At 59.0% G+C, this 26310-nt stretch carries 30 protein-coding genes and 1 pseudogene; 20 read left to right on the top strand and 11 right to left on the bottom strand.

Annotation, left to right across the window (positions count from 1 at the left end; genetic code table 11):
* Positions 1 to 109: 109 nt before the first annotated feature.
* Both ACUXAC_RS11425 and eco read left to right on the top strand, forming a co-directional pair.
* Positions 110 to 955, top strand: coding sequence for a 5'-methylthioadenosine/S-adenosylhomocysteine nucleosidase (locus ACUXAC_RS11425; protein WP_387442716.1), 846 nt, complete (start codon positions 110 to 112; stop codon positions 953 to 955).
* A gap of 140 nt (positions 956 to 1095) precedes the next feature.
* Positions 1096 to 1608 (top strand): serine protease inhibitor ecotin, encoded by a 513-nt coding sequence (gene eco, locus ACUXAC_RS11420; RefSeq protein ID WP_049202226.1) that lies wholly within the window; start codon positions 1096 to 1098, stop codon positions 1606 to 1608.
* Positions 1609 to 1663: 55 nt separating this feature from the next.
* Here the strand turns inward: eco and ACUXAC_RS11415 are convergent, their stop codons facing one another.
* Positions 1664 to 2569: a LysR family transcriptional regulator gene (locus ACUXAC_RS11415; RefSeq protein ID WP_454266667.1), complete on the bottom strand. Its 906-nt coding sequence runs from the start codon at positions 2567 to 2569 to the stop codon at positions 1664 to 1666.
* A gap of 112 nt (positions 2570 to 2681) precedes the next feature.
* Here ACUXAC_RS11415 and ACUXAC_RS11410 point away from each other — a divergent pair, with 112 nt between their 5' ends.
* The 8 genes and pseudogenes from ACUXAC_RS11410 to ACUXAC_RS11375 all read left to right on the top strand — a co-directional run bounded on the left by ACUXAC_RS11410 (position 2682) and on the right by ACUXAC_RS11375 (position 8689).
* Positions 2682 to 2849 carry a four-carbon acid sugar kinase family protein gene (locus ACUXAC_RS11410; protein ID WP_387442682.1) on the top strand — a complete coding sequence of 56 codons (168 nt, stop codon included), beginning with the start codon at positions 2682 to 2684 and terminating at the stop codon, positions 2847 to 2849.
* Between the two features lie 30 nt (positions 2850 to 2879).
* Positions 2880 to 3116: pseudogene (locus ACUXAC_RS11405) on the top strand (four-carbon acid sugar kinase family protein); the annotation flags it as partial.
* The gene (locus ACUXAC_RS11400; protein ID WP_387442713.1) at positions 3117 to 3797 is read left to right on the top strand and encodes a nucleotide-binding domain containing protein; all 681 of its coding nucleotides are present in this window, start codon (positions 3117 to 3119) and stop codon (positions 3795 to 3797) included.
* Positions 3794 to 4795, top strand: coding sequence for a 4-hydroxythreonine-4-phosphate dehydrogenase PdxA (pdxA, locus tag ACUXAC_RS11395; RefSeq protein WP_387442679.1), 1002 nt, complete (start codon positions 3794 to 3796; stop codon positions 4793 to 4795). The genes ACUXAC_RS11400 and pdxA overlap by 4 nt, the downstream gene beginning before the upstream one ends.
* A 32-nt stretch (positions 4796 to 4827) precedes the next feature.
* Positions 4828 to 5520 (top strand): beta/alpha barrel domain-containing protein, encoded by a 693-nt coding sequence (locus tag ACUXAC_RS11390; RefSeq protein ID WP_387442676.1) that lies wholly within the window; start codon positions 4828 to 4830, stop codon positions 5518 to 5520.
* Positions 5521 to 5705: 185 nt separating this feature from the next.
* On the top strand, positions 5706 to 6056 hold the full coding sequence (locus ACUXAC_RS11385; RefSeq protein ID WP_139159301.1) for a hypothetical protein: 351 nt from the start codon (positions 5706 to 5708) through the stop codon (positions 6054 to 6056).
* Positions 6057 to 6437: 381 nt separating this feature from the next.
* The gene (locus tag ACUXAC_RS11380; RefSeq protein ID WP_387442673.1) at positions 6438 to 7919 is read left to right on the top strand and encodes a phospholipase; all 1482 of its coding nucleotides are present in this window, start codon (positions 6438 to 6440) and stop codon (positions 7917 to 7919) included.
* Complete coding sequence (locus tag ACUXAC_RS11375; RefSeq protein ID WP_387442670.1) at positions 7916 to 8689, top strand: ankyrin repeat domain-containing protein; 774 nt, start codon at positions 7916 to 7918, stop codon at positions 8687 to 8689. The genes ACUXAC_RS11380 and ACUXAC_RS11375 overlap by 4 nt, the downstream gene beginning before the upstream one ends.
* Positions 8690 to 8738: 49 nt before the next feature.
* On the opposite strand, the gene sigJ is transcribed toward ACUXAC_RS11375, so the two are convergent.
* The 3 genes from sigJ to ACUXAC_RS11360 form a co-directional block, all read right to left on the bottom strand.
* Complete coding sequence (sigJ, locus tag ACUXAC_RS11370) at positions 8739 to 9635, bottom strand: RNA polymerase sigma factor SigJ (protein WP_087762252.1); 897 nt, start codon at positions 9633 to 9635, stop codon at positions 8739 to 8741.
* Between the two features lies 1 nt (position 9636).
* The gene (locus tag ACUXAC_RS11365) at positions 9637 to 10077 is read right to left on the bottom strand and encodes a carboxymuconolactone decarboxylase family protein (RefSeq protein WP_387442667.1); all 441 of its coding nucleotides are present in this window, start codon (positions 10075 to 10077) and stop codon (positions 9637 to 9639) included.
* A gap of 300 nt (positions 10078 to 10377) precedes the next feature.
* Positions 10378 to 12066, bottom strand: coding sequence for an aspartate:alanine antiporter (locus ACUXAC_RS11360; protein ID WP_047728000.1), 1689 nt, complete (start codon positions 12064 to 12066; stop codon positions 10378 to 10380).
* 294 nt (positions 12067 to 12360) lie between these two features.
* Here ACUXAC_RS11360 and ACUXAC_RS11355 point away from each other — a divergent pair, with 294 nt between their 5' ends.
* Complete coding sequence (locus tag ACUXAC_RS11355) at positions 12361 to 12750, top strand: inner membrane protein YbjM (protein ID WP_033637808.1); 390 nt, start codon at positions 12361 to 12363, stop codon at positions 12748 to 12750.
* A 45-nt stretch (positions 12751 to 12795) separates the two neighbouring features.
* Here ACUXAC_RS11355 and ACUXAC_RS11350 read toward each other — a convergent pair whose 3' ends face one another.
* A complete protein-coding gene (locus ACUXAC_RS11350; protein WP_004938676.1) occupies positions 12796 to 13059 on the bottom strand; it encodes a GrxA family glutaredoxin in 264 nt (87 codons plus the stop codon).
* Positions 13060 to 13289: 230 nt separating this feature from the next.
* On the opposite strand from ACUXAC_RS11350, the gene ACUXAC_RS11345 reads away from it, so the two are divergent.
* The 9 genes from ACUXAC_RS11345 to rlmC all read left to right on the top strand — a co-directional run bounded on the left by ACUXAC_RS11345 (position 13290) and on the right by rlmC (position 21552).
* Positions 13290 to 13592 carry a YbjC family protein gene (locus ACUXAC_RS11345; protein ID WP_454266666.1) on the top strand — a complete coding sequence of 101 codons (303 nt, stop codon included), beginning with the start codon at positions 13290 to 13292 and terminating at the stop codon, positions 13590 to 13592.
* Between the two features lie 56 nt (positions 13593 to 13648).
* Complete coding sequence (gene rimK, locus ACUXAC_RS11340; RefSeq protein ID WP_038880682.1) at positions 13649 to 14551, top strand: 30S ribosomal protein S6--L-glutamate ligase; 903 nt, start codon at positions 13649 to 13651, stop codon at positions 14549 to 14551.
* A gap of 136 nt (positions 14552 to 14687) precedes the next feature.
* Entirely contained in the window at positions 14688 to 15167 is a 480-nt protein-coding gene (locus tag ACUXAC_RS11335; protein WP_004938666.1) for a type III secretion system chaperone family protein, read from the top strand.
* Positions 15168 to 15573: 406 nt separating this feature from the next.
* The gene (gene potF, locus ACUXAC_RS11330; protein ID WP_343179329.1) at positions 15574 to 16683 is read left to right on the top strand and encodes a spermidine/putrescine ABC transporter substrate-binding protein PotF; all 1110 of its coding nucleotides are present in this window, start codon (positions 15574 to 15576) and stop codon (positions 16681 to 16683) included.
* 122 nt (positions 16684 to 16805) lie between these two features.
* Positions 16806 to 17939 (top strand): putrescine ABC transporter ATP-binding subunit PotG, encoded by a 1134-nt coding sequence (potG, locus tag ACUXAC_RS11325; RefSeq protein WP_387442658.1) that lies wholly within the window; start codon positions 16806 to 16808, stop codon positions 17937 to 17939.
* A 24-nt stretch (positions 17940 to 17963) separates the two neighbouring features.
* Positions 17964 to 18926 (top strand): putrescine ABC transporter permease PotH, encoded by a 963-nt coding sequence (gene potH, locus ACUXAC_RS11320; protein ID WP_049202213.1) that lies wholly within the window; start codon positions 17964 to 17966, stop codon positions 18924 to 18926.
* Positions 18923 to 19768 (top strand): putrescine ABC transporter permease PotI, encoded by an 846-nt coding sequence (gene potI, locus ACUXAC_RS11315; protein WP_025302238.1) that lies wholly within the window; start codon positions 18923 to 18925, stop codon positions 19766 to 19768. Before potH ends, potI begins: the two co-directional genes overlap by 4 nt.
* A 104-nt stretch (positions 19769 to 19872) precedes the next feature.
* Positions 19873 to 20352: a YbjO family protein gene (locus ACUXAC_RS11310; protein WP_343179334.1), complete on the top strand. Its 480-nt coding sequence runs from the start codon at positions 19873 to 19875 to the stop codon at positions 20350 to 20352.
* Positions 20353 to 20421: 69 nt separating this feature from the next.
* Positions 20422 to 21552 (top strand): 23S rRNA (uracil(747)-C(5))-methyltransferase RlmC, encoded by a 1131-nt coding sequence (gene rlmC, locus ACUXAC_RS11305; protein ID WP_141958672.1) that lies wholly within the window; start codon positions 20422 to 20424, stop codon positions 21550 to 21552.
* 32 nt (positions 21553 to 21584) lie between these two features.
* Here rlmC and artJ (ACUXAC_RS11300) read toward each other — a convergent pair whose 3' ends face one another.
* The 6 genes from artJ (ACUXAC_RS11300) to ACUXAC_RS11275 all read right to left on the bottom strand — a co-directional run bounded on the left by artJ (ACUXAC_RS11300) (position 21585) and on the right by ACUXAC_RS11275 (position 26212).
* Positions 21585 to 22319: an arginine ABC transporter substrate-binding protein gene (gene artJ, locus ACUXAC_RS11300; protein ID WP_033637816.1), complete on the bottom strand. Its 735-nt coding sequence runs from the start codon at positions 22317 to 22319 to the stop codon at positions 21585 to 21587.
* Positions 22320 to 22518: 199 nt separating this feature from the next.
* Complete coding sequence (artM, locus tag ACUXAC_RS11295; protein WP_033637817.1) at positions 22519 to 23187, bottom strand: arginine ABC transporter permease ArtM; 669 nt, start codon at positions 23185 to 23187, stop codon at positions 22519 to 22521.
* Positions 23187 to 23903: an arginine ABC transporter permease ArtQ gene (gene artQ / locus ACUXAC_RS11290; protein WP_025159684.1), complete on the bottom strand. Its 717-nt coding sequence runs from the start codon at positions 23901 to 23903 to the stop codon at positions 23187 to 23189. Before artQ ends, artM begins: the two co-directional genes overlap by 1 nt.
* 9 nt (positions 23904 to 23912) lie before the next feature.
* Positions 23913 to 24644: an arginine ABC transporter substrate-binding protein gene (artJ, locus tag ACUXAC_RS11285; RefSeq protein ID WP_004928409.1), complete on the bottom strand. Its 732-nt coding sequence runs from the start codon at positions 24642 to 24644 to the stop codon at positions 23913 to 23915.
* A gap of 32 nt (positions 24645 to 24676) precedes the next feature.
* Positions 24677 to 25405: an arginine ABC transporter ATP-binding protein ArtP gene (gene artP, locus ACUXAC_RS11280; protein ID WP_038884338.1), complete on the bottom strand. Its 729-nt coding sequence runs from the start codon at positions 25403 to 25405 to the stop codon at positions 24677 to 24679.
* Between the two features lie 264 nt (positions 25406 to 25669).
* The gene (locus tag ACUXAC_RS11275; protein ID WP_049202208.1) at positions 25670 to 26212 is read right to left on the bottom strand and encodes a lipoprotein; all 543 of its coding nucleotides are present in this window, start codon (positions 26210 to 26212) and stop codon (positions 25670 to 25672) included.
* Positions 26213 to 26310 lie beyond the last annotated feature (98 nt).

Genomic DNA, 26310 nt, shown 5'->3' with positions numbered 1-26310 from the left:
ATAATTCTGTCTTAAGAAAACCTTAGTCCCCCGGTAAGAAAACCCTATCCGAGGCCACCGCCTTCGGCTAAGGTAATCGTTTGCTTTTTTTCGGGATGAGAGTGTGGTGATGCAGAATAAAGCGCGTGTCTTACTGTTGTCAGCCGCCGGTGCGGCCTTTTCTCCGCTGAGCTTTGGCCAACCTGCGGCGGCCGGGCCGATCGTGGTACAGGGCGCCATGCCGGTGGAGGCGGAACGTTTCGCCCAGCGGTTGGAAAACCCGCGTGAGGAGCAGGTTGGCGGCTGGCGCTTTTGGCACGGTACCGTAGACGGCTACCCGGTGGTGGTGTCGGAGACGCTGAAGGGCATGTCCAACGCCGCGGCGGCCACGGCGATCGCCGCCACGCAGTTTCACCCGGTGGCGATCATTAATCAGGGCACCGCCGGCGGCCATGACCCGGCACTGAAAGTATATGACATCGTGCTGGGCAAATATTCGGTCAATCTCGGCGCGTTCAAAACGCCGGCCAAGGCGTTGGGGGAAGGCAGCGACTCGCGTCAGTGGCAGCCGATGGATCTGCTGGCTTCCAAAGGCAGCGCCGGCGAGGACAAAAAGGCGCACAGCCTGCGTCAGTTTCCCGCCGACCCCAACCTGCTGGCGATTGCGCAAAGCGTTAAGAGCGATTACCGACAGGGCAAGGTCGTGGAAGGGGTGATCGGCTCGGCTGACGTATGGAACAGCGAGCTGGATCGCATTCGCTATTTCCACGACAGCTACCGGACGTCGGTCGAAGAGATGGAGACCGCCTCCGCCGCGCAGATCGCCGCTGAGTTCAAGGTGCCGTTCGTCGGCATTCGCGTGTTGTCCAACAACATCACCAATCAGGGCAAATACGATCCGCAAACCGGGCTGGCATGCCAGGATTATGTCTATCAGGTGGTGAAGGCCTATGTTGCCAACCTGAAGAAACGCTGAGTCATTACTCCGGTTAATCGGCGATATCAGGCGATTGTCACTATTGATCGCCTATTGTAAAGAAGATTAAACCTGTGGCGAGCTTGGCTGTAGTGTATTAGTTTATAGGCGGATTATTTGACAACGTGTAGGGATAAAACATGAACAAGGCATCCGTTGTATTTTCTGGCCTGCTGATGGCCGTTTCCGCCGGCGCAATGGCGGCGACCTCTGGCGATGACGCGGATATCAGCAAGCAGCCGCTGGAAAAGATCGCGCCTTACCCGAAAGCCGAGAAGGGCATGAACCGCCAGGTGATCTACCTGCCGAAGCAAGAGCACGAAGAGAACTACAAGGTGGAGCTGCTGATCGGCAAGACGCTGGAAGTGGACTGCAACCGCCACATGATTGGCGGCACGCTGGAGACCAAAACCCTTTCCGGCTGGGGCTATGACTATCTGGTGTTGGAGAAGCTGTCCGATCCGGCCTCAACGCTGATGGGCTGCCCGGACAACACTAAGACCAAGCAATTCATCGCCGCCAACCTGGGTGATGCCGCGATGCAGCGCTACAACAGCCGCCTGCCGATCGTGGTGTATGCGCCGAAAGACGCGGAAGTGAAATACCGCATCTGGAAAGCCGAAGATACCGTAAGTCAGGCCGAACAGAAGTAATCGCCGCCTGACGCCACTCCGCTTGCCCTGCGCGGCAGGCGGAGACTTTTCCCCGTTACGCTTTCTTTTCGCCCACCAACACCGCCCGTTCGGTTTCTTCCCCCATGGCGATCAGCCAATCCAACACCGTTGAGAAGATCGCATCCTCCTGGGCGTCGGCCTGGGCCATCAGCACGTAATCCGTCCCGTCAGGCGCAAAGCCATATGGCGCCACCAGTGCGCCGTTGACGATATCATCCGCCACCAGCGCCAACGGACCGATGCCGATACCGGCACCGGCGACCGCCGCCTGCAGGCTGAGATAGAAATGTTCGAAACGCAGCTCGTTGCCCGGCCGGATCTCGATGCCGCTGTGGGCACACCAGTCGCGCCAGGCGTACGGGCGCGTCTCGGTGTGGAGCAGGGTACCGCGCAGTTCACGCCCCGCCGCGGCATGCTCCCGGCGGCATACCGGGCCGACCCGTTCTTTGAGGAACGGGCGGGCGACCACGTCGTCAGCGATCGGGAAATCGTTGCGGCGGATCGCCAGATCGATGCCTTCACGCGAGAAGGCGACGGCGCCGTCGGCGGAGACCAGCTGCAGATCGCGTTCTTTCCCCACCGCCTGCTGCAAACCGGCCAGACGCGGGATCAGCCAGCGGATCAGAAAGGTCGGCTCGCAGGAGATCACCAACGGGCGATTCTGATGATGCCGACAGGCGCGGTCGATCGCCGACTGCAGGTTGTCCAGCCCCCGGCCGATCTCGCTCGCCAGCTCTTGCGCCTGCGGCGTCGGATGCACCATGCGGCTGGTGCGTTGAAACAGCGCGAATCCCAGGGTCTGCTCGAATTCGCGCACCGCGCGGCTGACGGCGCCGTCGGTGACGTTGAGAGATTTGGCGGCTTTCGACACGCTGCCGTACCGCACCGTAGCTTCGAAAGCCCGCAATACCGCCAGGTTAGGCAATCTTCGTTGACGCACTGCGCCCCCTTTTGATTGAGTTTTTATCAATCATTGATACTACGCAAATCGTTTTTTATTGCCAGCCAAATCCGCCAAAGTGTGCATCACTTTCCACTTACGGGTAACTGCGATGATTGCCATTCTCGCCGATGATCTTACCAGCGCGCTCGACGGCGCGGCCCCGTTCGCCGCACGCGGACTGAATGCCTGCGTCATGCTGCGCCTGCCCGATGCCACGTTGCAGGACGCGGAGATCGTCGCCTTCGATTTAGATTCCCGCTTCGTTTCGCCGGAGTAGGCGGAGCGGCGTTTTCGCCATGCCGCCGCCTGCGTGAAACCGGCGCGCCTCATCTACAAAACGGTGGATTCCACGCTGCGCGGCAATCTGGGGCCGGAAACGCGCGGGGCGCTGACGGGCAGCGGGCGCCGTCTCGCCATCGTCGCGCCGGCCTTCCCGGATGTCGGCCGCACCACGGTGGGCGGCCGGCAATACGTCGACGGCGTCGCGCTGGAGCAGACCGCCTTTGCGCGCGATCCGAAGAACCCGATCGTCACCGGCTACGTCATGGAGCGCATGGCGGGGCTGGAACCGACGCGCTTTCAGGTATTCGACGCCGCAGACAACGGCGAGCTGGATGAGGTCGTGAGGCGGATCGGCATTGCCGAACCGGTGGTGTGGGTGGGGTCGCCGGGCCTGGCGGCGGCGCTGTCGCGTGCGTTGTCCTCGGAGGAGAACGCGCCGCCCGCTCAACCGCCGCTGCGAGCCCGCAAGGTGCTGGTGGCGATTGGCAGCCTGCATCCGGCGAATGACGCCCAGCTGGCAAGCCTGCGGCAGGCGGGCGCGGTGCTTGTCATGCTGCCTGAAGCGGCCGATCCCGAGGCGATAGCGCAAGAGGTGCGAGCGGCGTTTGCGCGTGCCGATGTGGTTTGCCTGATGTCGCCCCGGTCGCGAGCGGCCACGGCGGATCATGCCGCTGCGCTGGGCGCGGTCGTCAGCCGTTGCACGCCCGCCTTCGACGGGCTGGTGGCGACCGGCGGCGATACCGCGCGGCGTATCGTCGACGCCATGGCGGCCGGCTCATTGACGCTGTTCGGTGAGGTGGAACCCGGCGTGCCTTTCGGGTTGTTAAATCTGCCGGGCCGCAGGCTGCCGTTCGCCACCAAGGCGGGCGGTTTCGGCCGGGCTGCCACGTTGTTGAACTGCGTAACCCGGTTGCGCGCTGACCGAGAAGGAGAAGAACGATGACCCTTTCCACCTTGCCGCTGGCGATAACGATGGGCGATCCCGCCGGCATCGGGCCGGAGATCATCGCCAAACTGGCGGCCAAAGAGCGGTTGAGCACGCCTTATGTGGTGATTGGCGATGCCGGTGCCCTGGCGCGCGCGGCGGCCAGTCTGGGGCTGACGCTGCACATCCGCGAGCTGCCCGCCTCGCTGGCGGGATGGGACGAAGCCTGGATGCGGGGAGAAACCGCCGTCTATTCCGCCGGCGTTGCGCTGCCGACAGACTTGCCCCTCGGCAGGCTCGATAAGCGCGCGGGCGCGGCGTCTTATGCCTGGGTAGTTGCCGCCATCGATCTGGCGTTGGCGGGGCGTATCGCCGGCATCGTCACCGCACCGTTGAACAAGGAGGCGATGCGCCTGGCGGGGATCGATTATCCGGGGCACACCGAGATCCTGGCAGCGCGCTCGGGCACCCAGGACTTTGCCATGATGCTGGCCAACGACGAGCTGCGGGTGATCCTGGTTTCCATTCACGTTTCGCTGCGGGACGCCATCGACGCGGCGACCGTGGAAAACGAACTGCGCGCGTTTCATCTGGCGCAAACGGCCTGTCGGGCGCTGGGCATAGCGAAACCGCGCATTGCGGTGGCCGGCCTGAATCCGCATGCCGGGGAGAATGGCCTGTTCGGCCGCGAAGATCTTGACGTCATCGTGCCCGCCATCGCCCTGGCGCGGGAACAGGGGTTGGACGTCAGCGGCCCCTGGCCCGGCGATACCGTTTTCATGCGCGCCCGGCGCGGGGAGTTCGACATTGTGGTCGCCCAATATCACGACCAGGGCCTGATCCCGGTGAAATATCTCGGGGTGGATCACGGCGTTAACGTCACCGTCGGCCTGCCGTTTATCCGCACCTCGGTCGACCACGGTACGGCGTTCGATATCGCGGGCAGCGGACGGGCGGAACACGCCAGCCTGCTGTACGCCTTCCGGCAGGCGGAAAAAATGTTGCACGCCCAATAACTCATATCACCTGAAGACAATAAGGAAACACCATGCACACACCCGAGTTTATTTTCATGCTGACGCGCAACGACAGCACGGTGCCCGATGCGCAAGCGCGGCTACCAGAGGTGCTGGCTGCCGGCGTGAAGCATATCGGCTTTAAGGATATCGGCCTGCCGCTGGATCAACTCAAACAGTTGGCGCAGGCGATCCACGCCGCTGGCGCCACCGCTTATCTGGAAGTGGTTAGCCTGGATGAGGAAAGCGAGATGAATTCGGCGCGTGCGGCGCTGGCGTTGGGTGTTGATGTATTGATGGGGGGAACGCGGCCGGAAAGCGTGCTGCCGATCATTCGTCAGTCTGGCCTGCGCTACTATCCGTTTGCCGGCCGCATCAGCGGCCACCCCAGCGTGCTGGAAGGTGACATTGACGATATTGTCGCCAGCGCCCGCCAGCGCGCCGCTTTACCGGGCGTGACAGGGCTGGATCTGCTGGCCTACCGCTTTGCCGGCGACGTGCCGACGTTGATTCGGCGGGTGTGCGATGCGGTCGACAAACCGGTTTATATCGCCGGCTCTATCGACCGCGAAGATCGCATCGCCGCCGTGGTGACGGGCAATGCGGTTGGCTTCACCGTCGGTACCGCGGCGCTGGACGGTGTGTTTCCCGCCGACAAGCCGGGGCTGACGGCGCAAGTCAACGCCGTGAAATGCCTGATTGGCAATGTGATCCGCAAACTGTAACGCGTCTCCATCCGGTTCTTTCCACGGCGATGGGGCAGTTATCTCATTCGTTGAATCATTAATTTGTATGGCTTCTCTTTTTAATGCTCTAGCGAGCAGGCACGCCCTTGGGCGCTCGCCGACGTTTACCCGGCAAAAAAGCGTAATTGCCGCCAGATTCAATATATATATAGAGGGAGTGAAAAATGAATAAAGGGTTAGGGAGTACCGTTGTGGCGGTGAGCCTGTTGTTAACCGGCTGCGATACCTTCAGCCTGCTGCGCGATCAAAAGATCGCCGAGGCCTTTCACGTCGGCGCCGACAAGCGCTCGGTCAGCCGGGATTTCGGCGCGCCGATCGCCACCCGGCCGACGCTGAACGGTCAGGGCGTGTGCCACGACTATAACCACCGCTTGCCGAACGGCACCGTGACGCCGTTCTACGTCGGCTTCAGAAACAGCGACGGCAAAGTGGTGGCCTTTGGCCCCACCACCTGCGGGGAAGCGCAGGCCAACGGTAATCTGAACAGTGATGAACCTATCAAACAGCGGTTCTAAACGGGCATTGCTGCGCCGGCCTGTGGCCGGCGCAGCAAAAGCAGCCCAGCAACGTCGGGTGTGCCATTTTTCTTTTTCTCTATATCCCTTCTGATTTTCCGCCAGGCTTTTATCTGAGATTTATTTTCCTATGGCGTATGCCAGATGCCGCTGCCGAAAAACGCCACTGCATGGATTTCCTCCACCGGGTGTTACGGTGTGAACAGCAAGACAACAAAGCAATCTTTGCTGAATTGTGCTAGTTTTTCGAACATTCACGGACATGCAGTGACCTGCAAGATAAGGATATCCAATGCGTTATCGTTCGCTAAATCTCGGCGAGGTGACAAGGAAAGGGGCCGGAACGCCGCCTCAGGGAAGCGACGTACGGACTGGTGCCGTATGAAGCTGCTCTCTCTCTTTTCTGAACACACGGCGCCGGAAAGTTTCTCCCGGATACTCACCCCGACACAAGCGTGCCATGAGCTGGAACGGCATTATCTGTTCGGCGGCGCAGCCGGCATATCGATAAGCAGCCGGTATTCCATAACCCGTAATACTCAATCCGGTATTGGCGTCACCGGTTATCGTGAGGACGCGGCTGTGAAGCGCAGAGTGTTCGATGATCTCAACCGGGGCGGCTTGCTGGCGATTGATGAGGAAATAGGCGCCTGGACGCCGACCAAATACGCGTTTTACGTCGACGCGGAAGGCCGATTACAGCGCTATCCCGGCAGCTCTCTTCCTGCCTTTTATCCTACAGGGCGCGTGATCGCCCGCTATGAAGAAATGGTCAGCCGCTATGGCCAGCGGGCAAAACCGACGGTGCTGCCGGCGAGGCAGAATACGACCCGGAATCCCCCTCTGCAGCAAGCTATCGCTACCGCAGTGGCAACCGTTGCCGCCACGGTACAGGCCATCCGTCCGATGACCAAGGCAGAGCGCTGGCAAGAACGCCAATACCTGATAGGGCGAGGCAACCGCAGCATTTACCCGGATGCGCGCATGGCGGCACAGCGATTGGCGGAGAACAACGTCGCGGTCGAAAAAGCGAAGCTGGCTGAGAATGTTTACAAGACCACTAACCCACTCAAGGACACGATAGACATCCCTGAGGGCTGGAAGGACATCAGTAACAATGATGGGGCGCTGGGTAAACTCGGTTTAAGCAAAGATATGCTCTATGACGATGAGGATACGCCGGGCTTTCTGGCTCGGGTTTATCAGCCAGATGAAAGGGTCTTTGGTAAAGCGATGAATCCGACGGTGGTGTTCCGTGGATCGCGTGCGCCCGAGTTCCCGGAGGGAATAAGCAAGGCTGCCCAGAAAGCGTTACTGAATGGCGATTTGTCAGGCATTAAAAATCTGAGTGACTGGTCAAATAACGGCGCTCAGGGGTTGGGGTTTAATTCTGAATACTATAAACAAGCCGTTATAATTGGCGATAAAATTTCGAAAGTATCAAATATTGACATTGCAGGTCATTCATTAGGCGGTGGTATGGCCTCTGCGACCTCCATAGCCAGCGGCAAACCGGCTTGGACGTTTAATGCAGCAGGCCTGAATGCGGGAACCGTCGAAAAATACGGTGGCTCTATAATAGGCAACGCCGATAATATTCAGGCGTATCGCGTGAAAGGGGAGCTGTTGACCAAGCTGCAGGAGGTTGATTTGTGGGAGGATGCCAAAGACCTCAAATTTTATCCGCCCGCAGTGATGGCGAAAGAACGGTTGTCCATGTTGGCGCCTGACGCCGTGGGAGTAAAACACACGCTTCCCGGTGGAACAGGCTCACTGCTGGACAAGCACGGTATAGACCAGGCGATACAATGCATTGAAAATGAAAAAGACGATGACATTGCCACAATCAAGGGAAGAATATGAAAAAAATCATACTCATTATCACGATGGTAGTGTCTACGCTCATCATGCAGGGGTGCAAACAAGGTATGGATTTACAACCGCAGGATTACTTTGAAGGAAAGCAGCTGGACATCGCCAACATCATCTACGAGGGTGACAGGCAAAAGCTGGATAAGGTTTTACCGACGGTAAGCAAAGAAACGTTAAATCGGCCGGCCAAGGCGGAGATGACGTTGCTATTCTGGGCGATAAATAACGCTATCTTTGACAAGAACACGCCAGAGCGGCTCAAGATCATTACGGATTTGGTTAAGGCGGGGGCAGACCCACTGCAGCCAAGGCCGGAAGGGAGAAGTAGCCCCGCTGAATTTGTTATGAAAGCAGATAAGGGAATCTGGATAAAATCCATGTTAGATGGGGGACTCTCTCCTAATGCAAAAGATAAAATCAACAATAAGCCAATTATATTTAAAAGTATTCTTGCCAAGAATACAGAGACATTAGAAGTCATGCTGGATTATGGTGCGGATATAAATGTAAGAAATTCACTGGGTGATACGCTGCTCATCGATGCTTTAGACTATCACTCCTATGACCACGTCATTCTTCTATTAGAAAAAGGCGCCGATAGCGATATAAGAGGCAACTCGGGTTGGACGATGGGTAATCAACTGCAACGGTTGATTAATAGAAGCCCGGACGGCAGTGAGGCGAAAGAGTCTCTTGAGCGCATCAAAGACGAGCTAATTAAGCGTGGCGGGAAATGGCCGCCTGCTCCTGTCAGTCAATAAGCCGTCTCGCTGTATTACCAGAAACTGGGCACATGTTGTAAAGGTGTTCTTACCGCAGAGGCATTGTCCACAGACGGTCGAGTTGCGAAAGTTTGCTTGGGTTGCGCACGATAAATACCTGAGCCAGTCGGCCTTCGGCATTCAAGCTGAGACTGACAGACGCCGTAATACGGCCTTGTTCGGATAGCAAGGCGCCCGGCACGCCATTGATGAGCGCGTGTTGCCAGACATAGGTTTGCCAAAACATTGGCAATTTACCGCCGATAAACTCGAGCACGTCACGTTTGCCGATGAGTTCAGCCAGGTTGGCGGGCACTTTGCCGCCGCCGTCCGCACTGAGCTTAACGTCTTCGGACAACAGGGTCAAAAGCGGTTCGATATCTGCCGTTTCCACCGCCGTTTTGAAAGCGATCAGCAACGCCTCCTGCCGCTCTGTGGGCTGGGTTTTACGCTCCTCTGGGCGGCCAACTTTTTCGCGCGCGCGTGACACCAGTTTACGACACGCCGTTTCTTCCCCACCTAATGTCGTGGCGAGATCCGCGTAGGGCAAATCAAAGATGTCATGCAGCAAATAGGCTGCGCGCTCGCGGGGAGTGAGTCTTTCGAGCAACAGCATAAAGGCCGTCGACAGCGACGATGCGAGTTCCAACGTCTGCTCGGGCGTTTTGGCTACGGCGGTTTGAATGGGTTCTGGTAGCCAAATACCGACATAATCGACGCGAGCCTGCTGCGCGGCGCGCAGCAGGTCAAGGCAACGACGAGTGCAGACGGTGGTCAGCCAGGCCGCAGGATTCAGAATGCTGTGGCGATCCGCATGTAACCATTTGATATAGGTATCTTGCACGGCATCTTCCGCGTCGGCCAGAGAACCTAAAATACGATAGGCGAGGCCGATCAGAAACGGTCTTCTCGATTCGAACAGTGCTGCATACTTGTCGTTTTTCATATTAGTGGCCGGAAATATGAATTCTATTCCACAGATTTATCATAGTGATATTTGCGGTTAGCGCGCTGATTTCTTCCTCGGAATAGTACGCGCGCAATGCCGCGCGCAGTGGGCCATACTCGGTATGGGATTCAAGCCGCGTTAACACTTCTGTCCAGGCAAATGCGGCGCGCTCGCGAGGCGTGAAATCATCAACGTGTTCCCATACCACCAGCCTGTCCAGACGTGCGTTGGTTTCACCGTCCTCGCGCGCTTCTTTGGTATGCATCTTGACACAGTAACCGCAGCCATTGATTTGCGAAGCGCGCAGGAGGACGAGATGGTAGATCTTGCGCTCCAGATTGTGCGCATCGATAGCGCCATGCACTTTCAGCAGTGCGGAAAAAACGTTGGCAATGGTTTGCGCATGATTGACAGGATCGGTATTCACTAACGTAGTCATAAGAACTCCTCATTTATCGGGTTAACACATATAGATGACGAATGAGAAGAGGGATGTGTGACCGAACCACAGCAAAAATGTGCATTTTGGGGCCGTGGGCCGTTGATGTAATACGTTTTTCAGGCAACAAAAAACCCGATAATCTTGAACCTAAAAGGCGGGATTATCGGGCTCCACAAAATGGGGACATCAAAGAAAAGCAGTGGCACTAATTCAGACTGCGGCCCCCAACGAAAGTTCTGGCCGGCGACAAAAAAATCAAAATATTTTTATCGCCGATCCATCTCTCCCGCTAATCGATCAGCCGAGTATCCCTGGCCATAGCACTACGATGAGTGAACCCGCCAGCGTTAACAGCACGTTAGCGATGGCGTAGGTGCCGGCATAGCCCAGCGCCGGGATATTGCTGCGTGCGGTGTCGCTGATGATCTCCATCGCCGGCGCGCAGGTGCGGGCGCCCATAATCGCACCGAACAGCAGGGCGCGGTTCATGCGCAGCACGTAGGCGCCGAACAGGAAGCAGATAACCACCGGCACCAGGCTGACGATCAGCCCGGCAATCAGCATCTGGCCGCCGACCGCGCCCAGGCTGTGGCCGATGCCGGCGCCGGCGCTCAAGCCCACGCCCGCCATAAACACCATCAGGCCGAATTCTTTCACCATGTTCAGCGCGCCCTGCGGAATGTAGCCGAAGGTCGGGTGGTTGGCGCGCAGGAAGCCGAGCATGATGCCGGACATCAGCAGGCCGGCGGCGTTGCCGATGCCGAACGAGAAGTTACTGAACTGAATGGTGATCTGGCCGATCAGCAGGCCGATGATGAAGAAGGCGCAGAATGCCAGCAGGTCGGTCACCTGGCTGTGGATGGAGATAAAGCCAATCTTCTCCGCCACGCTCTTCACCCGGCGCGCGTCGCCGCTCACCTGCAGCACGTCGCCCTTGTTGAGCACGATGCTGTCGTCGATCGGCATTTCGATCTGGCTGCGGATCACGCGGTTGAGGAAGCAGCCGTGATCGGTCAGCTTCAGCTGGCTCAGGCGCTTGTTCACCGCGTTGCTGTTCTTCACCACGATCTCTTCGGTCACGATGCGCATGTCGAGCAGATCGCGATCGAACACTTCCTTGCCGTTGCGGAAGCTCGGGTCCAGACGCGCGTGGGCGTCCGGGTAGCCGACCAGCGAGATCTCGTCGCCCACCTGCAGCACCGCATCACCGTCCGGGTTGGCCAGAATGCCGTTGCGGCGGATGCGTTCGATGTAACAGCCGGTCTGGCGGTAGATGCCCAGTTCGCGCAGGTTCTTGCCGTCGGCCCAGGCCACCAGCTCGGGGCCGACGCGGTAGGCGCGGATCACCGGCAGGTAGACCTTGCGCTGGCTGTCGGTGTCCAGGCCACGTTCGCGGGCGATCTGCTGGGCAGAGGTGGACAGGTCCTGGTGCTGCAGCTTCGGCAGGTAGCGCGCGCCGAAGATCAGGCTGACCAGACCGATCAGGTAGGTGAGGGCGTAGCCGAGGCTCAGATGATCCTGCGCCGCCAGCAGCGCCGGGCCGTTGACGATGGTGTTGCGCAGCGTGTCGCCGGCACCCACCAGCACCGGCGTCGAAGTCATCGAGCCGGCCAGCATGCCGGCGGTCAGGCCGATGTCCCAGTGGAACAGCTTGCCGAGACCGATGGCGAGCACCATCGCCGAGCCGACCATCACCAGCGCCAGCATCAGGTAGTTTTTGCCGTCGCGGAAGAAAATCGAGAAAAAGTTGGGCCCGGCTTCCACGCCGACGCAGAAAATAAACAGCATAAAGCCGAGATTCAGCGCCTCGGTGTTAATGGCGAAGTGTTGCTGGCCGAGCAGCAGCGAAACCACCAAAACGCCAATGGAATTACCGAGTTGGACGGAGCCCAGACGGAGTTTACCGAGGCACAGCCCCAGTGCGAGTACCACGAACAGTAACAGAATGTAGTTACCGTTTAACAAACTAGCGACGTTTATGTTCACGGAGGATAACTTATTGTTTACCAGTAAGTGCTTGATATAGATAACTATAAGAGATAAATTCAGCCTTAAAACGACGTCATAAATCACCACCAGCGTAAGGCGAAGCGAACCATCGTTCGGCGGCGTTCATTCTAGACGCTATGACCGATGACAGCCAGCACAGAAAGCTGATTTCCTGTGCCGCCGTGCGCATTTAACTCTCTTTTGACCAAGGAAAAAATTCGGTTCAGCGTCTCCGCGCGGGGGGCCAGGCCGATTTCTATTGATGCAGTAATTGGGCGGGGGAGAATTCGCATGACGAGTTATAGATATTGGCTGGGCATTCTCAGCTGTTTTCTGTTGTTCAGCCTGGTGTTTCTCGGCCAGCAAACCGGCCTGTTCGGCAGCACGGATCATGAGCACCACGGCGAAACCGGCCTGCTGCTGTTTGTGATCCCCGGTGCGATCGCCAGCTATCTGTCGAGCCGCAAGCGGCTGCTTTGCCCGCTGCTCGGCGCGCTGTATGCGCTGCCGCTGTGCCTGTTGATCCGCCACTTCTGGCTGACGCCGTCCTCTTCGTTCTGGCAGGAGCTGGCGTACGCCACCAGCGCAGTGTTCTGGTGCGTGTTCGGCGCGATGCTGATGCTGTTCGCCCTCGGCCTGTTGCAGACGCTGCAGCAGCTGCACCGGCGGCAGCGGCAATAAAAAAAGGCGCGTTAAGCGCCTTTTTTGTCTTTGTCGTTCAAAAACTTACTGGAACAGGTTCAGGTGTTCTTTGGCGTAAGCTTCGAAATCGGTGCAACCGCCGATGTGCTTCTCATCCAGGAAGATCTGCGGCACGGTTTCAACCGGTTTGCCGACGGTTTTTTCCAGATCGGCCTTGGTGATGCCTTCCGCGTGGATGTCAACGTAACGGAAGTTGAAATCGTCGCGTTCTTCAGTCAGTTTTTCCGCCAGTTCTTTAGCGCGGACACAATAAGGACAGCCAGGACGCCCGAAGATTACTGCAAACATGCAACGCTCCTTAATTGGATTTTCAATAAATTGTTCGCTACCGCAACGACATCCCGTCACCGAAAAAGTCATTACCTGCGTCAGATGGCGCTTACTATGCCCGTTGAGGCGGTGAAAAAAAAGCAGGAATTACCTGTTAATCTGATTCATGCAACCAATTAGTCGGCCGGGGCTGTCGCCGCCGACGGGAATTCACTACACTGGGGGCAGACCTTCTGGAGAAGAAAAATATGCGTTCATTCGGTGACTTACCGCGCCCGGTGCTGGTGTTGGAAGGGCTGGGCATCGTGATGCTGGTGTTGGCCTACCTCAGCATTCACGGCCACCTGCAGCTGCCGGGCTGGCTGGCGTCGCAGCAGGCGGCGGTCGGCATGATTTTCCTCGGCGTGGCGCTGATGGTGCCGGCGGCGGCGTTTCTGGTGTGGCGCGTGGTGCAGGGCTTCGGGCCGCTGATGCGCGGCGGTCTGCCGCCGGAAAACGATCGCCACAAGCCGCAATCGAAAGATAATCAGGACAGCGATCCGCGCGCCTGAGCGCCGCGGCCGCTAACCCGCCTGCCGGGCAGGCGTTGGTCTTTTTGGGGTGACGAGTGAAAATTGCCATTCTTTCTCGCGACGGAACGCTCTACTCATGCAAGCGGCTGCGTGAAGCGGCGGAAGATCGCGGGCACAGCATCGATATCATCGATCCGCTCTCCTGCTACATGAACATCAATCCGGCGGCGCCGACCATTCATTATCGCGGCCGCCAACTGGAGCGTTACGATGCGGTGATCCCGCGCATCGGCTCCGCCATCACCTTTTACGGCACGGCGGTGCTGCGCCAGTTCGAGCTGCTCGGCAGCTACCCGCTAAACGAATCCGTGGCCATTACCCGCGCCCGCGACAAGCTGCGTTCGCTGCAGCTGTTGGCGCGGCAGGGCATCGATCTGCCGATCACCGGCTTCGCCCATTCGCCCGACGACACCGGCGATCTGATCGAGCTGGTCGGCGGCGCGCCGCTGGTGGTCAAGCTGGTGGAAGGCACGCAGGGCATCGGCGTGGTGCTGGCGGAAACCCGCCAGGCGGCGGAAAGCGTGATCGACGCCTTTCGTGGCCTGAACGCGCATATCCTGGTGCAAGAATACGTGCGCGAAGCGCAGGGCAGCGATGTGCGCTGCCTGGTGGTGGGCGGCCGGGTGGTGGCCGCCATCGAGCGGCAGGCCAAGCCCGGCGAATTTCGCTCCAACCTGCACCGCGGCGGCACCGCCCGCAAGGTGACCATCACCGCCAGAGAACGGGCGATCGCGGTGAAAGCGGCGAGCACGCTGGGGCTGGACGTCGCCGGGGTGGATATCCTGCGCGCCGAGCGCGGCCCGCTGGTGATGGAGGTCAACGCGTCGCCGGGGCTCGAAGGCGTGGAAACCACCACCGGGCTGGACATCGCCGGCATGATGATAGAATACATCGAGCAGCGCGGCCGGCCTGGCTTTCGCCTGAAATCCGGCGGGTGACGGGGCAGGCGGTGCGCTTTTCTCGCCGAGCAATATCTTAATTAGTGAATTAAGCCGCATTGATCGTGGCGTATCGGGTGAATATTCCGTAAGCTATGCGCCTTTTCGCGTATTGAATATTGTGAGGCTGGTTATTATGGATTCACTCATTGTCCCCGATTTGGCGCTGTTGCGGCGCTGGCTGGATCAGTCGGGCATTTCTTTCTTTGAGTGCGATTCCTGCCAGGCGCTGCACCTGCCGCACATGCAGAACTTCGACGGCGTGTTCGACGCCAAGATAGATCTGGTGGACAACGTCATTCTGTTCTCCGCGCTGGCCGAGGTGAAGCCGACCGCGCTGATCCCGCTGGTAGCGGATCTGAGCCAAATCAACGCCAGTTCGCTGACCATCAAAGCCTTTGTCGACATTCAGGACGACAACCTGCCGAAGCTGATCGTCTGCCAGTCGCTGAGCGTGGCGGTCGGCATCACCTATGAGCAGTTCACCCACTTTATGCAGCAGGGCGAAGAGCAGGTCTCGATGGTGATCCTCGAAGCGCGGGCGAACGATCTGCTGTTTATGGGGGATGAAGAAGAGATCCCCGCTGGCGCCGTGCGTCAGCCGATGCTGCACTGATCCTCGCCGTACCTTAAGCATGCCGTCGCTCCGGCGGCATGCTGCCGTTATTCCCCTCCGCAATAAAATATTCTGCACTTTGGCCTTTGCCGCCCGATCTTTCTCGCCTTTTGTGCCGTTAATGGCGTATCACATAGAGAAAAACTGCATAAAAAATCGATAAAAGGCGTTTTTTACCCTGGGGGCTGGCGGGTTGCGGTAGCAGCGGCTATGCTGCTGATTCTGCAAAGGGCTTGCGATTTCCCTTGTGACCACGCGAGCAGGGCAGTGAAAAAAGGCGCATGCAATCATATGCATAGCCATTCAGTTCGCGGTTGCAACGATTGCGCTCAATCAGGAAAGGTTTTGTATCGCTGCAGATACAAGTTCAATTCTATGATTCACCCTGTTTTGGAGGAAGTTACGGATGGTCACCCAACGTAAAAAGTGGTTATCGGGTGTGGTTGCCGGCCTGCTGATGGCCGCGTCCGTCACGGCGTCAGCCGAAGATAAAACGCTGCACGTGTATAACTGGTCCGACTATATCGCGCCGGATACCCTGGCCAAATTCCAGAAAGAAACCGGTATCAAGGTGGTGTACGACGTTTTTGACTCCAACGAAGTGTTGGAAGGCAAACTGATGGCGGGCAGCACCGGCTACGATTTGGTGGTTCCTTCGTCCAACTTCCTCGAGCGTCAGTCGCAGGCCGGCATTTTCGAGCCGCTCGACAAGAGCAAAATCCCCAACTACAAAAATCTCGATCCCGAGATGCTGAAGCTGGTGGCGCACAACGACAAGGACAACAAATACGGCATCCCTTACATGATGGTGACCACCGGCATCGGCTATAACGTCGACAAGGTGAAAGCGGTGCTGGGGAAAGACGCGCCGGTCAACAGCTGGGATCTGATCTTCAAGCCGGAAAACCTCGAGAAGCTGAAAAGCTGCGGCGTTTCCTTCCTCGATGCGCCGAGCGAAGTCTACGCCACCGTGCTGCACTACCTGGGTAAAGATCCCAACAGCACCAACGCGGCGGACTATACCGGCGCGGCCAACGATCTGCTGCTGAAGCTGCGGCCGAATATCCGCTATTTCCACTCTTCCCAGTACATCAACGATCTGGCGAACGGCGATATCTGCGTGGCGCTCGGCTGGTCCGGCGACGTGATGCAGGCGGCCAACCGCGCCAAAGAGGCGAAGAACGGCGTCAACGTGGCCTATGCGATCCCGAAAGAGGGGGCGCTGACCTACTTCGACATGTTCGCCATGCCGGCGGACGCCAAGAACAAGGATGCTGCCTACCAGTTCCTGAACTTCTTGCTGAAGCCGGACGTGATGGCGGACATCAGCAATCACGTTTACTACGCCAATGCGGTGAAGGATTCCACGCCGCTGGTGAATGCCGAAGTGCGCGATAACCCGAACGTCTATCCGCCGGCCGATGTTCGCGCCAAGCTGTTCACGCTCAACGTGCAGTCGCCGAAGCTGGACCGTGTCATTACCCGCGCATGGACTAAAGTTAAAAGCGGGAAGTGATGATAGGGGGATCGCCCCCTATCGTCGGTAAACCGGCAGGCGGGTGCCCCCGCCTGCATTGCCGTTTTGGGCCACGGCGCTCGCCGTGGTTTTGTGCCGCTTTACGCCGGAGAGCACCCCGATTGAACGACGTCATCCCTCGTCCTCAAGCCAAGTCGCAGAAGGTTTTCACCCCTCTGCTGGAAATCCGTAACCTCACCAAAACCTTCGACGGGCAGAACGCGGTCGAAGACGTCAGCCTTACCATCTACAAGGGCGAAATCTTTGCGCTGCTCGGCCCGTCCGGCTGCGGCAAATCCACCTTGCTGCGCATGCTGGCCGGCTTCGAACAGCCCTCGGAAGGGCAGATCGTGCTCGATGGGCAGGATATGTCGCACGTGCCGCCGTACCAGCGGCCGATCAACATGATGTTTCAGTCTTACGCGCTGTTCCCGCACATGACGGTAGAGCAGAACATCGCCTTCGGCCTGAAGCAGGACAAAATGCCGCGGGCAGAAATCGCCGAACGGGTGGCGGAAATGCTGGCGCTGGTGCACATGCAGGAGTTCGCCAGGCGCAAGCCGCACCAGCTTTCCGGCGGCCAGCGGCAGCGGGTGGCGCTGGCGCGCAGCCTGGCCAAACGGCCGAAGCTGCTGCTGCTGGATGAGCCGATGGGCGCGCTGGACAAGAAGCTGCGCGATCGCATGCAGCTGGAAGTGACCGATATTCTCGAACGCGTCGGCGTGACCTGCGTGATGGTGACGCACGATCAGGAGGAGGCGATGACCATGGCGGGGCGCATCGCCATCATGAACCGCGGCAAGTTCGTGCAGATCGGCGAGCCGGAAGAGATCTACGAGCATCCGAACAGCCGCTTCAGCGCCGAATTTATCGGCTCGGTCAACGTCTTCGACTGCGTATTGCAGGCGCGGCACGACGACGCGCTGATCTTGCAAAGCCCCGGATTGCGTCATGCGATCAAGGTGGATCCGGACGCCTCGGTGGTGGACGGCGTGCCGATCCAGGTGGCGCTGCGGCCGGAGAAGATCCTGCTGTGCGAACAGGTGCCGGCAGACGGCTGCAACTTCGCGGTGGGGGAAGTGGCGCACATTGCCTACCTGGGCGATCTGTCCATCTATCACGTGAAGCTGCACAGCGGGCAGATTATCAGCGCCCAGCTGCAAAACGGCCACCGTTTCCGCAAGGGGATGCCGACCTGGGGCGATGAAGTGCGTCTGTGCTGGGAAACCGACAGCTGCGTAGTGTTGACAGTGTAGTGGAGCCGGTGAGGAGTAACCCGTATGACCCTGCTTTCTGAACGCACGCCGGAACCGCCGGCCAAAACGCCCGGCACCTTCAAGGCGCTGTTCCACCGCCTGCTGATGGCTCACGGCCGCAAGCTGGTGATCGCGCTGCCGTATTTATGGCTGACGCTGCTGTTCATGCTGCCGTTCCTGATCGTGTTCAAGATCAGCCTGGCGGAGCTGGCGCTGGCGGTGCCGCCCTATACCGAGCTGCTGAGCTGGGCGGACGGCAAGCTGAACATCGCGCTCAACTTCGCCAACTACCTGCAGCTGACCGACGATCCGCTGTATATCGACGCCTATCTGCAGTCGCTGCGCGTGGCGGCGGTCTCGACGCTGTGCTGCCTGATCATCGGCTATCCGCTGGCCTGGGCGGTGGCCCACAGCAAAGCGTCAACCCGCAACATTCTGCTGCTGCTGGTGATCCTGCCTTCCTGGACCTCGTTCCTGATCCGCGTCTATGCCTGGATGGGCATTCTGAAAAACAACGGCATTCTGAATAACTTTCTGATGTGGCTAGGGGTGATCGACCAGCCGCTGGTGATCCTGCACACCAACCTGGCGGTGTATATCGGCATCGTTTATTCCTATCTGCCGTTTATGGTGCTGCCAATTTACACGGCGCTGATCCGGCTGGATTACTCGCTGGTGGAGGCGTCGCTGGATCTGGGGGCCCGGCCGCTGAAAACCTTCTTCAGCGTGATCGTGCCGCTGACGCGCGGCGGCATCATCGCCGGTTCGATGCTGGTGTTCATTCCAGCGGTGGGCGAGTTCGTGATCCCGGAACTGCTCGGTGGGCCGGACAGCATCATGATCGGCCGCGTGCTGTGGCAGGAGTTCTTCAATAACCGCGACTGGCCGGTGGCCTCGGCGGTCGCTACCATCATGCTGCTGCTGTTGATCGTGCCAATTTTGTGGTTCCACAAACACCAGAACAAGGAAATGGGGGGGCAGGAATGAACAACTTGCCGGTAGTGCGTTCACCGTGGCGCATCGCCATCCTGACGGTCGGCTTTACCTTCCTGTATGCGCCGATGCTGATGCTGGTGATCTACTCCTTCAACAGCTCCAAACTGGTGACGGTGTGGGCCGGTTGGTCCACGCGCTGGTATACCGAACTGTTTCACGACTCGGCGATGATCAGCGCGGTGGGGCTCAGCCTGACCATCGCCGCCGCCTCCGCCACCGCCGCGGTGGTACTGGGCGCCATCGCCGCCGTGGTGATGGTGCGCTTCGGCCGCTTTCGCGGTTCGACCGGTTTTGCGTTTATGTTGACCGCACCGCTGGTGATGCCGGACGTGATCACCGGCCTGTCGCTGCTGCTGCTGTTCGTGGCGATGGGGCACGCCTTCGGCTGGCCGTCGGAACGCGGCATGTTCACCATCTGGCTGGCGCATGTCACCTTCTGTACCGCTTACGTGGCGGTGGTGATCAGCTCGCGCCTGCGCGAGGTGGATCGCTCAATTGAAGAAGCGGCGATGGATTTGGGGGCGCCGCCGCTGAAGGTGTTCTTCGTCATCACCTTGCCGATGATCGCGCCGGCGCTGATCTCCGGCTGGATGCTGGCGTTCACCCTGTCGTTGGACGATCTGGTGATCGCCAGCTTCGTCTCCGGCCCGGGCGCCACCACGCTGCCGATGCTGGTATTCTCCAGCGTGCGCATGGGGGTGAATCCGGAAATTAACGCGTTGGCCAGCCTGATCCTGCTGGTGGTGGGCATTCTCGGCCTGATCGCCTGGTGGTTTATGGCGCGCTCGGAAAAACAACGATCGCGTGAATTACAGCGGGCGGCCCGTAGCTGAATCGTAACAAACCTGCTATTTTTGCAATCAATAAGTATTGCAACTAACTACCTGACTTTACATGCGCCATCTGTATTGGTGGCGCGTCGTAGCGGAACACGGATATGTCAGACATGCTGAAAAGCGGGCAGGGAATGGGATCGACTTCGGATACGCCGGTGCCGGTGATGGTGGCGGGTACCGCCATGGTCGCGATCAAGTGTATCAGCGTGGTGCTGCTGTTGGGCGAACTGGGCGTCGACGGTGCGCAGGAGTTCGTCAACACCAGCGCGCAGGCGTGGGATTCTACCCTTATTTTTCTGGCCGGCCTGATGCTGCTGTGCCTGCAAATCAGCTGCGGCTTTGCGGTGATGCGCGGCCGCAACTGGGGGCGCTGGGGCTATGTGGTCTGCCAGTGCATCGTGGTGCTTTACCTGCTGTTGGCCACCATCGGCAGCGTTTTCCCCGAGGTGTTTACCGTGGAAGGGGAAACCAGCGGCCAAATCCTGCACGTTCTGATCCTGCAAAAGATCCCCGACGTGGTGATCCTGGCGCTGCTGTTCGTCCCTACCGCCAGCCGCCGCTTCTTCGCCGCGCGCAAGTGAGATTTTAGGCGCGCGGAGTGGTAAACTCTGCGCCCTTAATTCGTCATCCTGAACTTCACGGTAATCTTCATGCATTGCGCTTTGTATACGGCGGGCACCTGCCGTTCCTGTCAGTGGCTGGAAAAGCCCTATCCGCAGCAACTGGCCGACAAACAGCATCACCTGCAATCGTTGTTGGCCGGGCGCGACGTCGCGCAGTGGCTGCAGCCGGTGGCGGGAGAGCTGAGCGCATTTCGCAATAAAGCCAAGATGGTGGTCAGCGGCAGCGTGGAACGCCCGCTGCTCGGCATGCTGCACCGCGACGGCACGCCGGTCGATCTGAGCGACTGCCCGCTGTATCCCGCCGGCTTTGCGCCGATGTTTGCGGTGCTGAAAAGCTTTATCGCCCGCGCGGGCCTGACGCCGTATAACGTGGCGCGCAAACGCGGCGAGCTGAAGTACCTGCTGCTGACCGAAAGCACGCTCGACGGCGGCGTGATGCTGCGCTTCGTGCTGCGTTCGGAAACCAAGCTGGCGCAGCTGCGGGCCGCGCTGCCGTGGCTGCAGCAGCAGCTGCCGCAGCTCAAGGTGATCTCCGCCAATATTCAGCCGGTGCACATGGCGATCATGGAAGGGGAGCGCGAGATCGCGCTGACCGAACAGCAGGCGCTGGAGGAGCGGTTCAATCAGGTGCCGCTGTTTATCCGCCCGCAAAGCTTCTTCCAGACCAACCCGCAGGTGGCCGCCGATCTGTATGCCACCGCCCGCGACTGGGTGCGCGCGCTGGGTATCGACAGCATGTGGGATCTGTTCTGCGGCGTCGGCGGTTTCGGCCTGCACTGCGCGCAACCGCAAACGCGGCTGACCGGCATCGAAATCAGCGCGGAAGCGATCGCCTGCGCCCGCCAGTCGGCGCAGCGGTTAGGGCTGCTGCACGTCGATTTTCAGGCGCTCGATTCCACCCGCTTCGCCACCGCCGAAGGTCAGGTGCCGCAGCTGGTGCTGGTCAACCCGCCGCGGCGTGGCATCGGCCAGGCGCTGTGCGACTACCTGAGCCGGATGGCGCCGGACTATATTCTTTATTCCAGCTGCAATGCCGAGAGCATGGCGAAAGATATCGAGATGTTGCCGGGGTACCGCATCGAACGGGTGCAGCTGTTCGACATGTTCCCGCATACCGCGCACTACGAAGTGCTGACGCTGTTGGTGCGGATTTTATAAAACATAAGGCCCGGATAACCGGGCCTTATTGCTTACTGCGGGAACCACTTGTCGTTGATGGCCTTGTAGGTGCCGTCGGCCTTGATGGCGTCCAGCGCGGCGTTCAGCTTGGCCAGCAGCGCCTGGTTGTCGGGGCGCACCGCGATGCCGAGGCCGGTGCCGAAGTATTGCGCATCGGTGATGTGCTCACCCACCGGCGCCAGCTGCGGGTTGGTTTTCAGCCACTCGTTCACCACGGCGGTGTCGCCGAACACGCCGTCGATACGGCCGTTTTTCAGCTCCAGAATGGCGTTCTGGTAGCTGTCGTAAGAGACGGTGTTAATCTCCGGATGCTTGTCCTGCATGTATTTCTGGTGGGTGGTGCCATTTTCCATGCCGAGCTTTTTGCCTTTCAGATCCGCCAGCGAGCTGAACTTGCCTTTTTGCGCGATCACGATCGCCGAGTTGGCGTAGTAAGGCTGGGTGAAAGCGACCTGTTTGCTGCGCTCCGGCGTGATGTCCATACCGGAAATCACCGCATCGTATTTCTTGAATTTCAGCGCGGCGATCAGGCTGTCGAACGCCTGGTTGGTGAAGGTGCACTGCGCCTGCATCTGCTTGCACAGCGCGTTGGCCAGATCGATATCGAAGCCGACGATCTGGTTGTTGGCGTCCAGCGATTCGAACGGCGGGTAGGTGGCGGAAGCGGCGAAGCGGATGGTCTCGGCCGCGGTAGCGTTAAAGGTGATCCCGGCCAACATCGTCGCGGCAAGCAGCAGTTTTTTCATGCGTAGAGCTCCTGTCTGAATCCTGAAAGTGATTATTCGCTATCGTTTGTTTTTACTGGTAATCGCCAGAGGTTTTTACGTGTGCGCCTGCTGATAACCCTGCCACTGGGTGAATTAAAATGCAATATAAATAATTAAGTATTGCTGTGGGGATAAAAAAAGCCCCGCGCAATGGCGGGGCTCATGGGGGGAGGCGGCCTCAGTTGCGGCGTTCAAACGCCAGCGCGCGGCGCTCCACCAAGCGCATCAGCAGCGTCAGCAGGCCGTTGACACACAGGTACACCAGGCCTGCGGCACCGAATACCATGACGTCGTAGGTGCGGCCGTACATCAGCTGGCTGTAGCCCATCACCTCCATCAGCGTGATGGTGTAAGCCAGCGAGGTGCTTTTGAACACCAGCACCACTTCGTTGGAGTAAGACGACAGCGCGCGCTTGAAGGCGAACGGCAGCAGGATGCGCAGCGTCTGCCGGCGCGACATGCCCAGCGCTTCGCACGACTGCCACTGCCCGGCGGGAATGGCGCGCACCGCGCCGTAGAACAACTGCGTGGTGTAGGCCGCGCTGTTCAGCGCCAGTGCTATCATCGCGCACAGCCAGGGCTGCGACAGCAGGTTCCACAGCCACGGGTAGTCGCGGATGGCCGGGAACTGACCGGGGCCGTAGTAGATCAGGAAGATCTGCACCAGCAGCGGTGTGCCGGTGAACAGCGTCACGTAGATCTTGACCAGCGGCGTCAGGATTGGCGTTTTCAGCGTCAGTATCACCGTCAGCAGCAGCGACAGCACCAGCGCGACGATCAGCGCGGCGACGGTCAGCGTCAGGCTGGTGTGTAACCCTTTGAGGATCTCCGGTAAATACTCAATCATCAGACTGGCCCCCGCTCAAAGCGCGTGGCGCGCAGCTCAATGCGTTTGATGACGTATTGGCTGAACAGCGTCACCAGCAGGTAGATGGCCGCGGCGATCACATACCAGGTAAAAGGTTCCTGGGTGCGGGTGGCGATGCTCTTGGTTTGCAGCATCAGATCGTTCACGCTGATCAGCGACACCAGCGCGGTGTCTTTCAGCAACACCAGCCACTGGTTGCCGAGGCCGGGCAGGGCGTGGCGCCACATCTGCGGCATGATCAGGCGAAAGAAGATCGCCGCCTTGCCGAGCCCCAGCGCCTGGCCGGATTCCCACTGCCCCTGAGGCACCGCTTTGAGCGCGCCGCGCAGCGTCTGCGAAGCGTAGGCGGAATAGAGCAGGGCCAGAGCGATCACCCCGCACAGGAACGGGCTGACTTCGAAATTGTCGATCGCCAGCTGAATCGGCAGCTGGAACAGACCGAGGTTGAGGGTAAAGCCGTCGGAGAGCATCAACAGCAGCTGCGACGAGCCGAAATAGATAAACAGCACCACCAGGATTTCCGGCAGGCCGCGCAGCACGGTCACCCAGGCGGTGCCGAGCCAGCTGACCGCTTTCCAGCGGGACGATTCCCATACGGCGAACAGCATCGCCAGAATCAGCCCGAGGATCAGGGCGCAAACGGCAAGGCCGACGGTCATGCCGGCGGCGCTTGCTAAAGGTTGTAATTCATTCATCGGGGCGTATTACTGCTGGAACCATTTTTTGTAGATGGTTTCATAGGTCCCATCCTGCTTGATCTTGTCCAGAGCGGCGTTGAACTTGCCCTGCAGATCGGTGTTCTTCTGGCGTACCGCGATGCCGAGGCCGGTGCCGAAGTAGTCTTTATCCGTCACTTTGGCGCCCACTGCCGCCAGCGCGTCATTCTGCTTCAGCCACTCGTTGACCACCGCGGTATCGCCGAACACCGCATCAACGCGGCCGTTCTTCAGATCCAAAATGGCGTTCTGGTAGCTGTCGTAAGGCACGGTGGTGATTTCCGGGTGCTTGTCGGTCAGGTATTTCTGGTGGGTGGTGCCGTTTTGCACGCCCACTTTCTTGCCTTTCAGCGCCGCCACGTCGGCGATTTTGCCTTTCTGCGCGATGAACAGCGCCGAGTTATCGTAGTACGGCTTGGTGAACAGCACCTGCTTTTCACGCTCCGGCGTGATGTCCATACCGGCCATGACCGCATCGAAACGCTTGAACTTCAGGCTCGGGATCAGGCTGTCGAACGCCTGGTTGGTGAAGGTGCACTCGGCCTGCATCTCTTTGCACAGGGCGTTGGCCAGATCGACATCAAAACCCTGAATCTTGTTGCCGGCGTCAATAAATTCAAATGGAGGATAGGAGGCTTCGGTAGCGAAACGGATCGTTTCGGCTGCGGAGGCGGAAACGCTGATGCCGGCCAGAACGGCGGCGATTATTAGTTTTTTCATCGCAAACTCCCCAAATTACAGCAAGTTAATTGTTAGTGTGATAAGTAGTTGGCAAACTCGGTGGTCCGCGGCTGCGTGAAGTGGCTGCTGTCGCCTTGCTCCACCACGTGGCCGTTTTCCATGTACACCACGCGGCTGGCGGTCTTGCGCGCCACTTCCACTTCGTGGGTGACGATCACCTGCGTGATGCCGGTGCCGGCCAGTTCGCGAATGATGCTGACGATCTGAGCGGTGATTTCCGGATCCAGCGCCGCGGTCGGTTCATCGAACAGCAGCACCTGCGGTTCCATCATCAGGGCACGGGCGATCGCCACGCGCTGCTGCTGGCCGCCGGAAAGGTGCAGCGGGAAGCGATCGGCGAAGTCGGTCAGGCGCAGACGCTTGAGCAGCTTGTCGGCACGCTCCATCGCCTGAGCCTTGGTCAGACCCAGCACGCGGCAAGGCGCTTCGATCAGGTTCTGAACCACGGTGAGGTGAGGCCACAGGTTGTATTGCTGGAAGACCATGCCGACATTTTGGCGCAGTTCGCGAATGGCTTTCTCGCCCGGCGCCTGCTTAAAGTCGAATTGGTTGCCGGCGATCTGCAGTTGGCCCGAACGCGGCATTTCCAGCAGGTTCAGCACCCGCAGCAATGAACTTTTCCCGGCGCCGCTTGGGCCAAGCAGCACCAGGGTTTCCCCGGCTGGACAATCCAGCGTGATGTCAAACAGCGCCTGGTGAGCGCCGTAATAGCAATTGATACCGTTAAGTTGAATACTCATGCGCCAGAATTGAATAGACATTGATACCGCAAATGTTAACTTCCACAGAATACTTATGCAATCTTTGTGCGTTAAAATTTATGAGTGTGCGGCGGGACAGTAAAAGATTAGCACAAGATACCGCGACTCAAGCCGAGGGAGGGGATTTGTGGCGCAGGCTGTGAGATCGGTAGCGAAATTTTTTCTATTGGACGAAATTCGAGCGGTGGGCGGACGGCGGGGATGACCGACGCGGCAAGCCCGCGTCGGCCGGGGTATTGCGGGTTACTGGTTTTCCAGCACCTGGCGCACGCTGCCGTTGGTGGCGTGCGCTGGAACATTCAGGTAGCGAATATCATCAACCACCCAGCAGGTGCCTTCGCGCACCATCAGCACTTCGTCCTGCCAGTTCACGGTGCTGTTGGCGTCTTTTTGGTAGCTCAAGTCAACGCGCAGCGGGATGTTTTTCGCATCGGTGTTAGGAATGGTCGAGGCGCTGGCGACGGACGCGCTGCTTGGCCCCTGCGCATTGCCGGAGAACAGATCGCCGGTTATCCGGTGCTTGCCCGGGTTCTGGCCGGCGCTGACCAGATCCTGATACAGCACTTTGCTCAGGTAAGGCTGCAGCTGCGCCAGGCGGTTGCTGTCCGGCAGGCCGGCGCCCTGCTGGATGCGCAGGTCATAGAACTTTTGCGCGACCGTATCCGGGCCGCCTTCCACACAGCTGCCGCTGCGGGTGCCGATATCCTTGTATGCCGGTTCCACCGTGGTACAGGCACTCAGCAACAGCGCTAAGGGTAAAACAGCCGCAATCGTTTTTGTTTTCATCTTATTACCTTATGTGAAAGTCTCTACCATGAAGACCGATAGCTTACAGTATAAATGCGTTTTTTGGCCTTGCATTCGTACTGCGTGCCATTGATTAA

This window comes from Serratia sp. 121840015-1 (assembly GCF_053627655.1).
The sequence above is the reverse complement of the archived record's forward strand: the minus strand, read 5'-3'. Positions and strand labels throughout refer to the sequence as shown.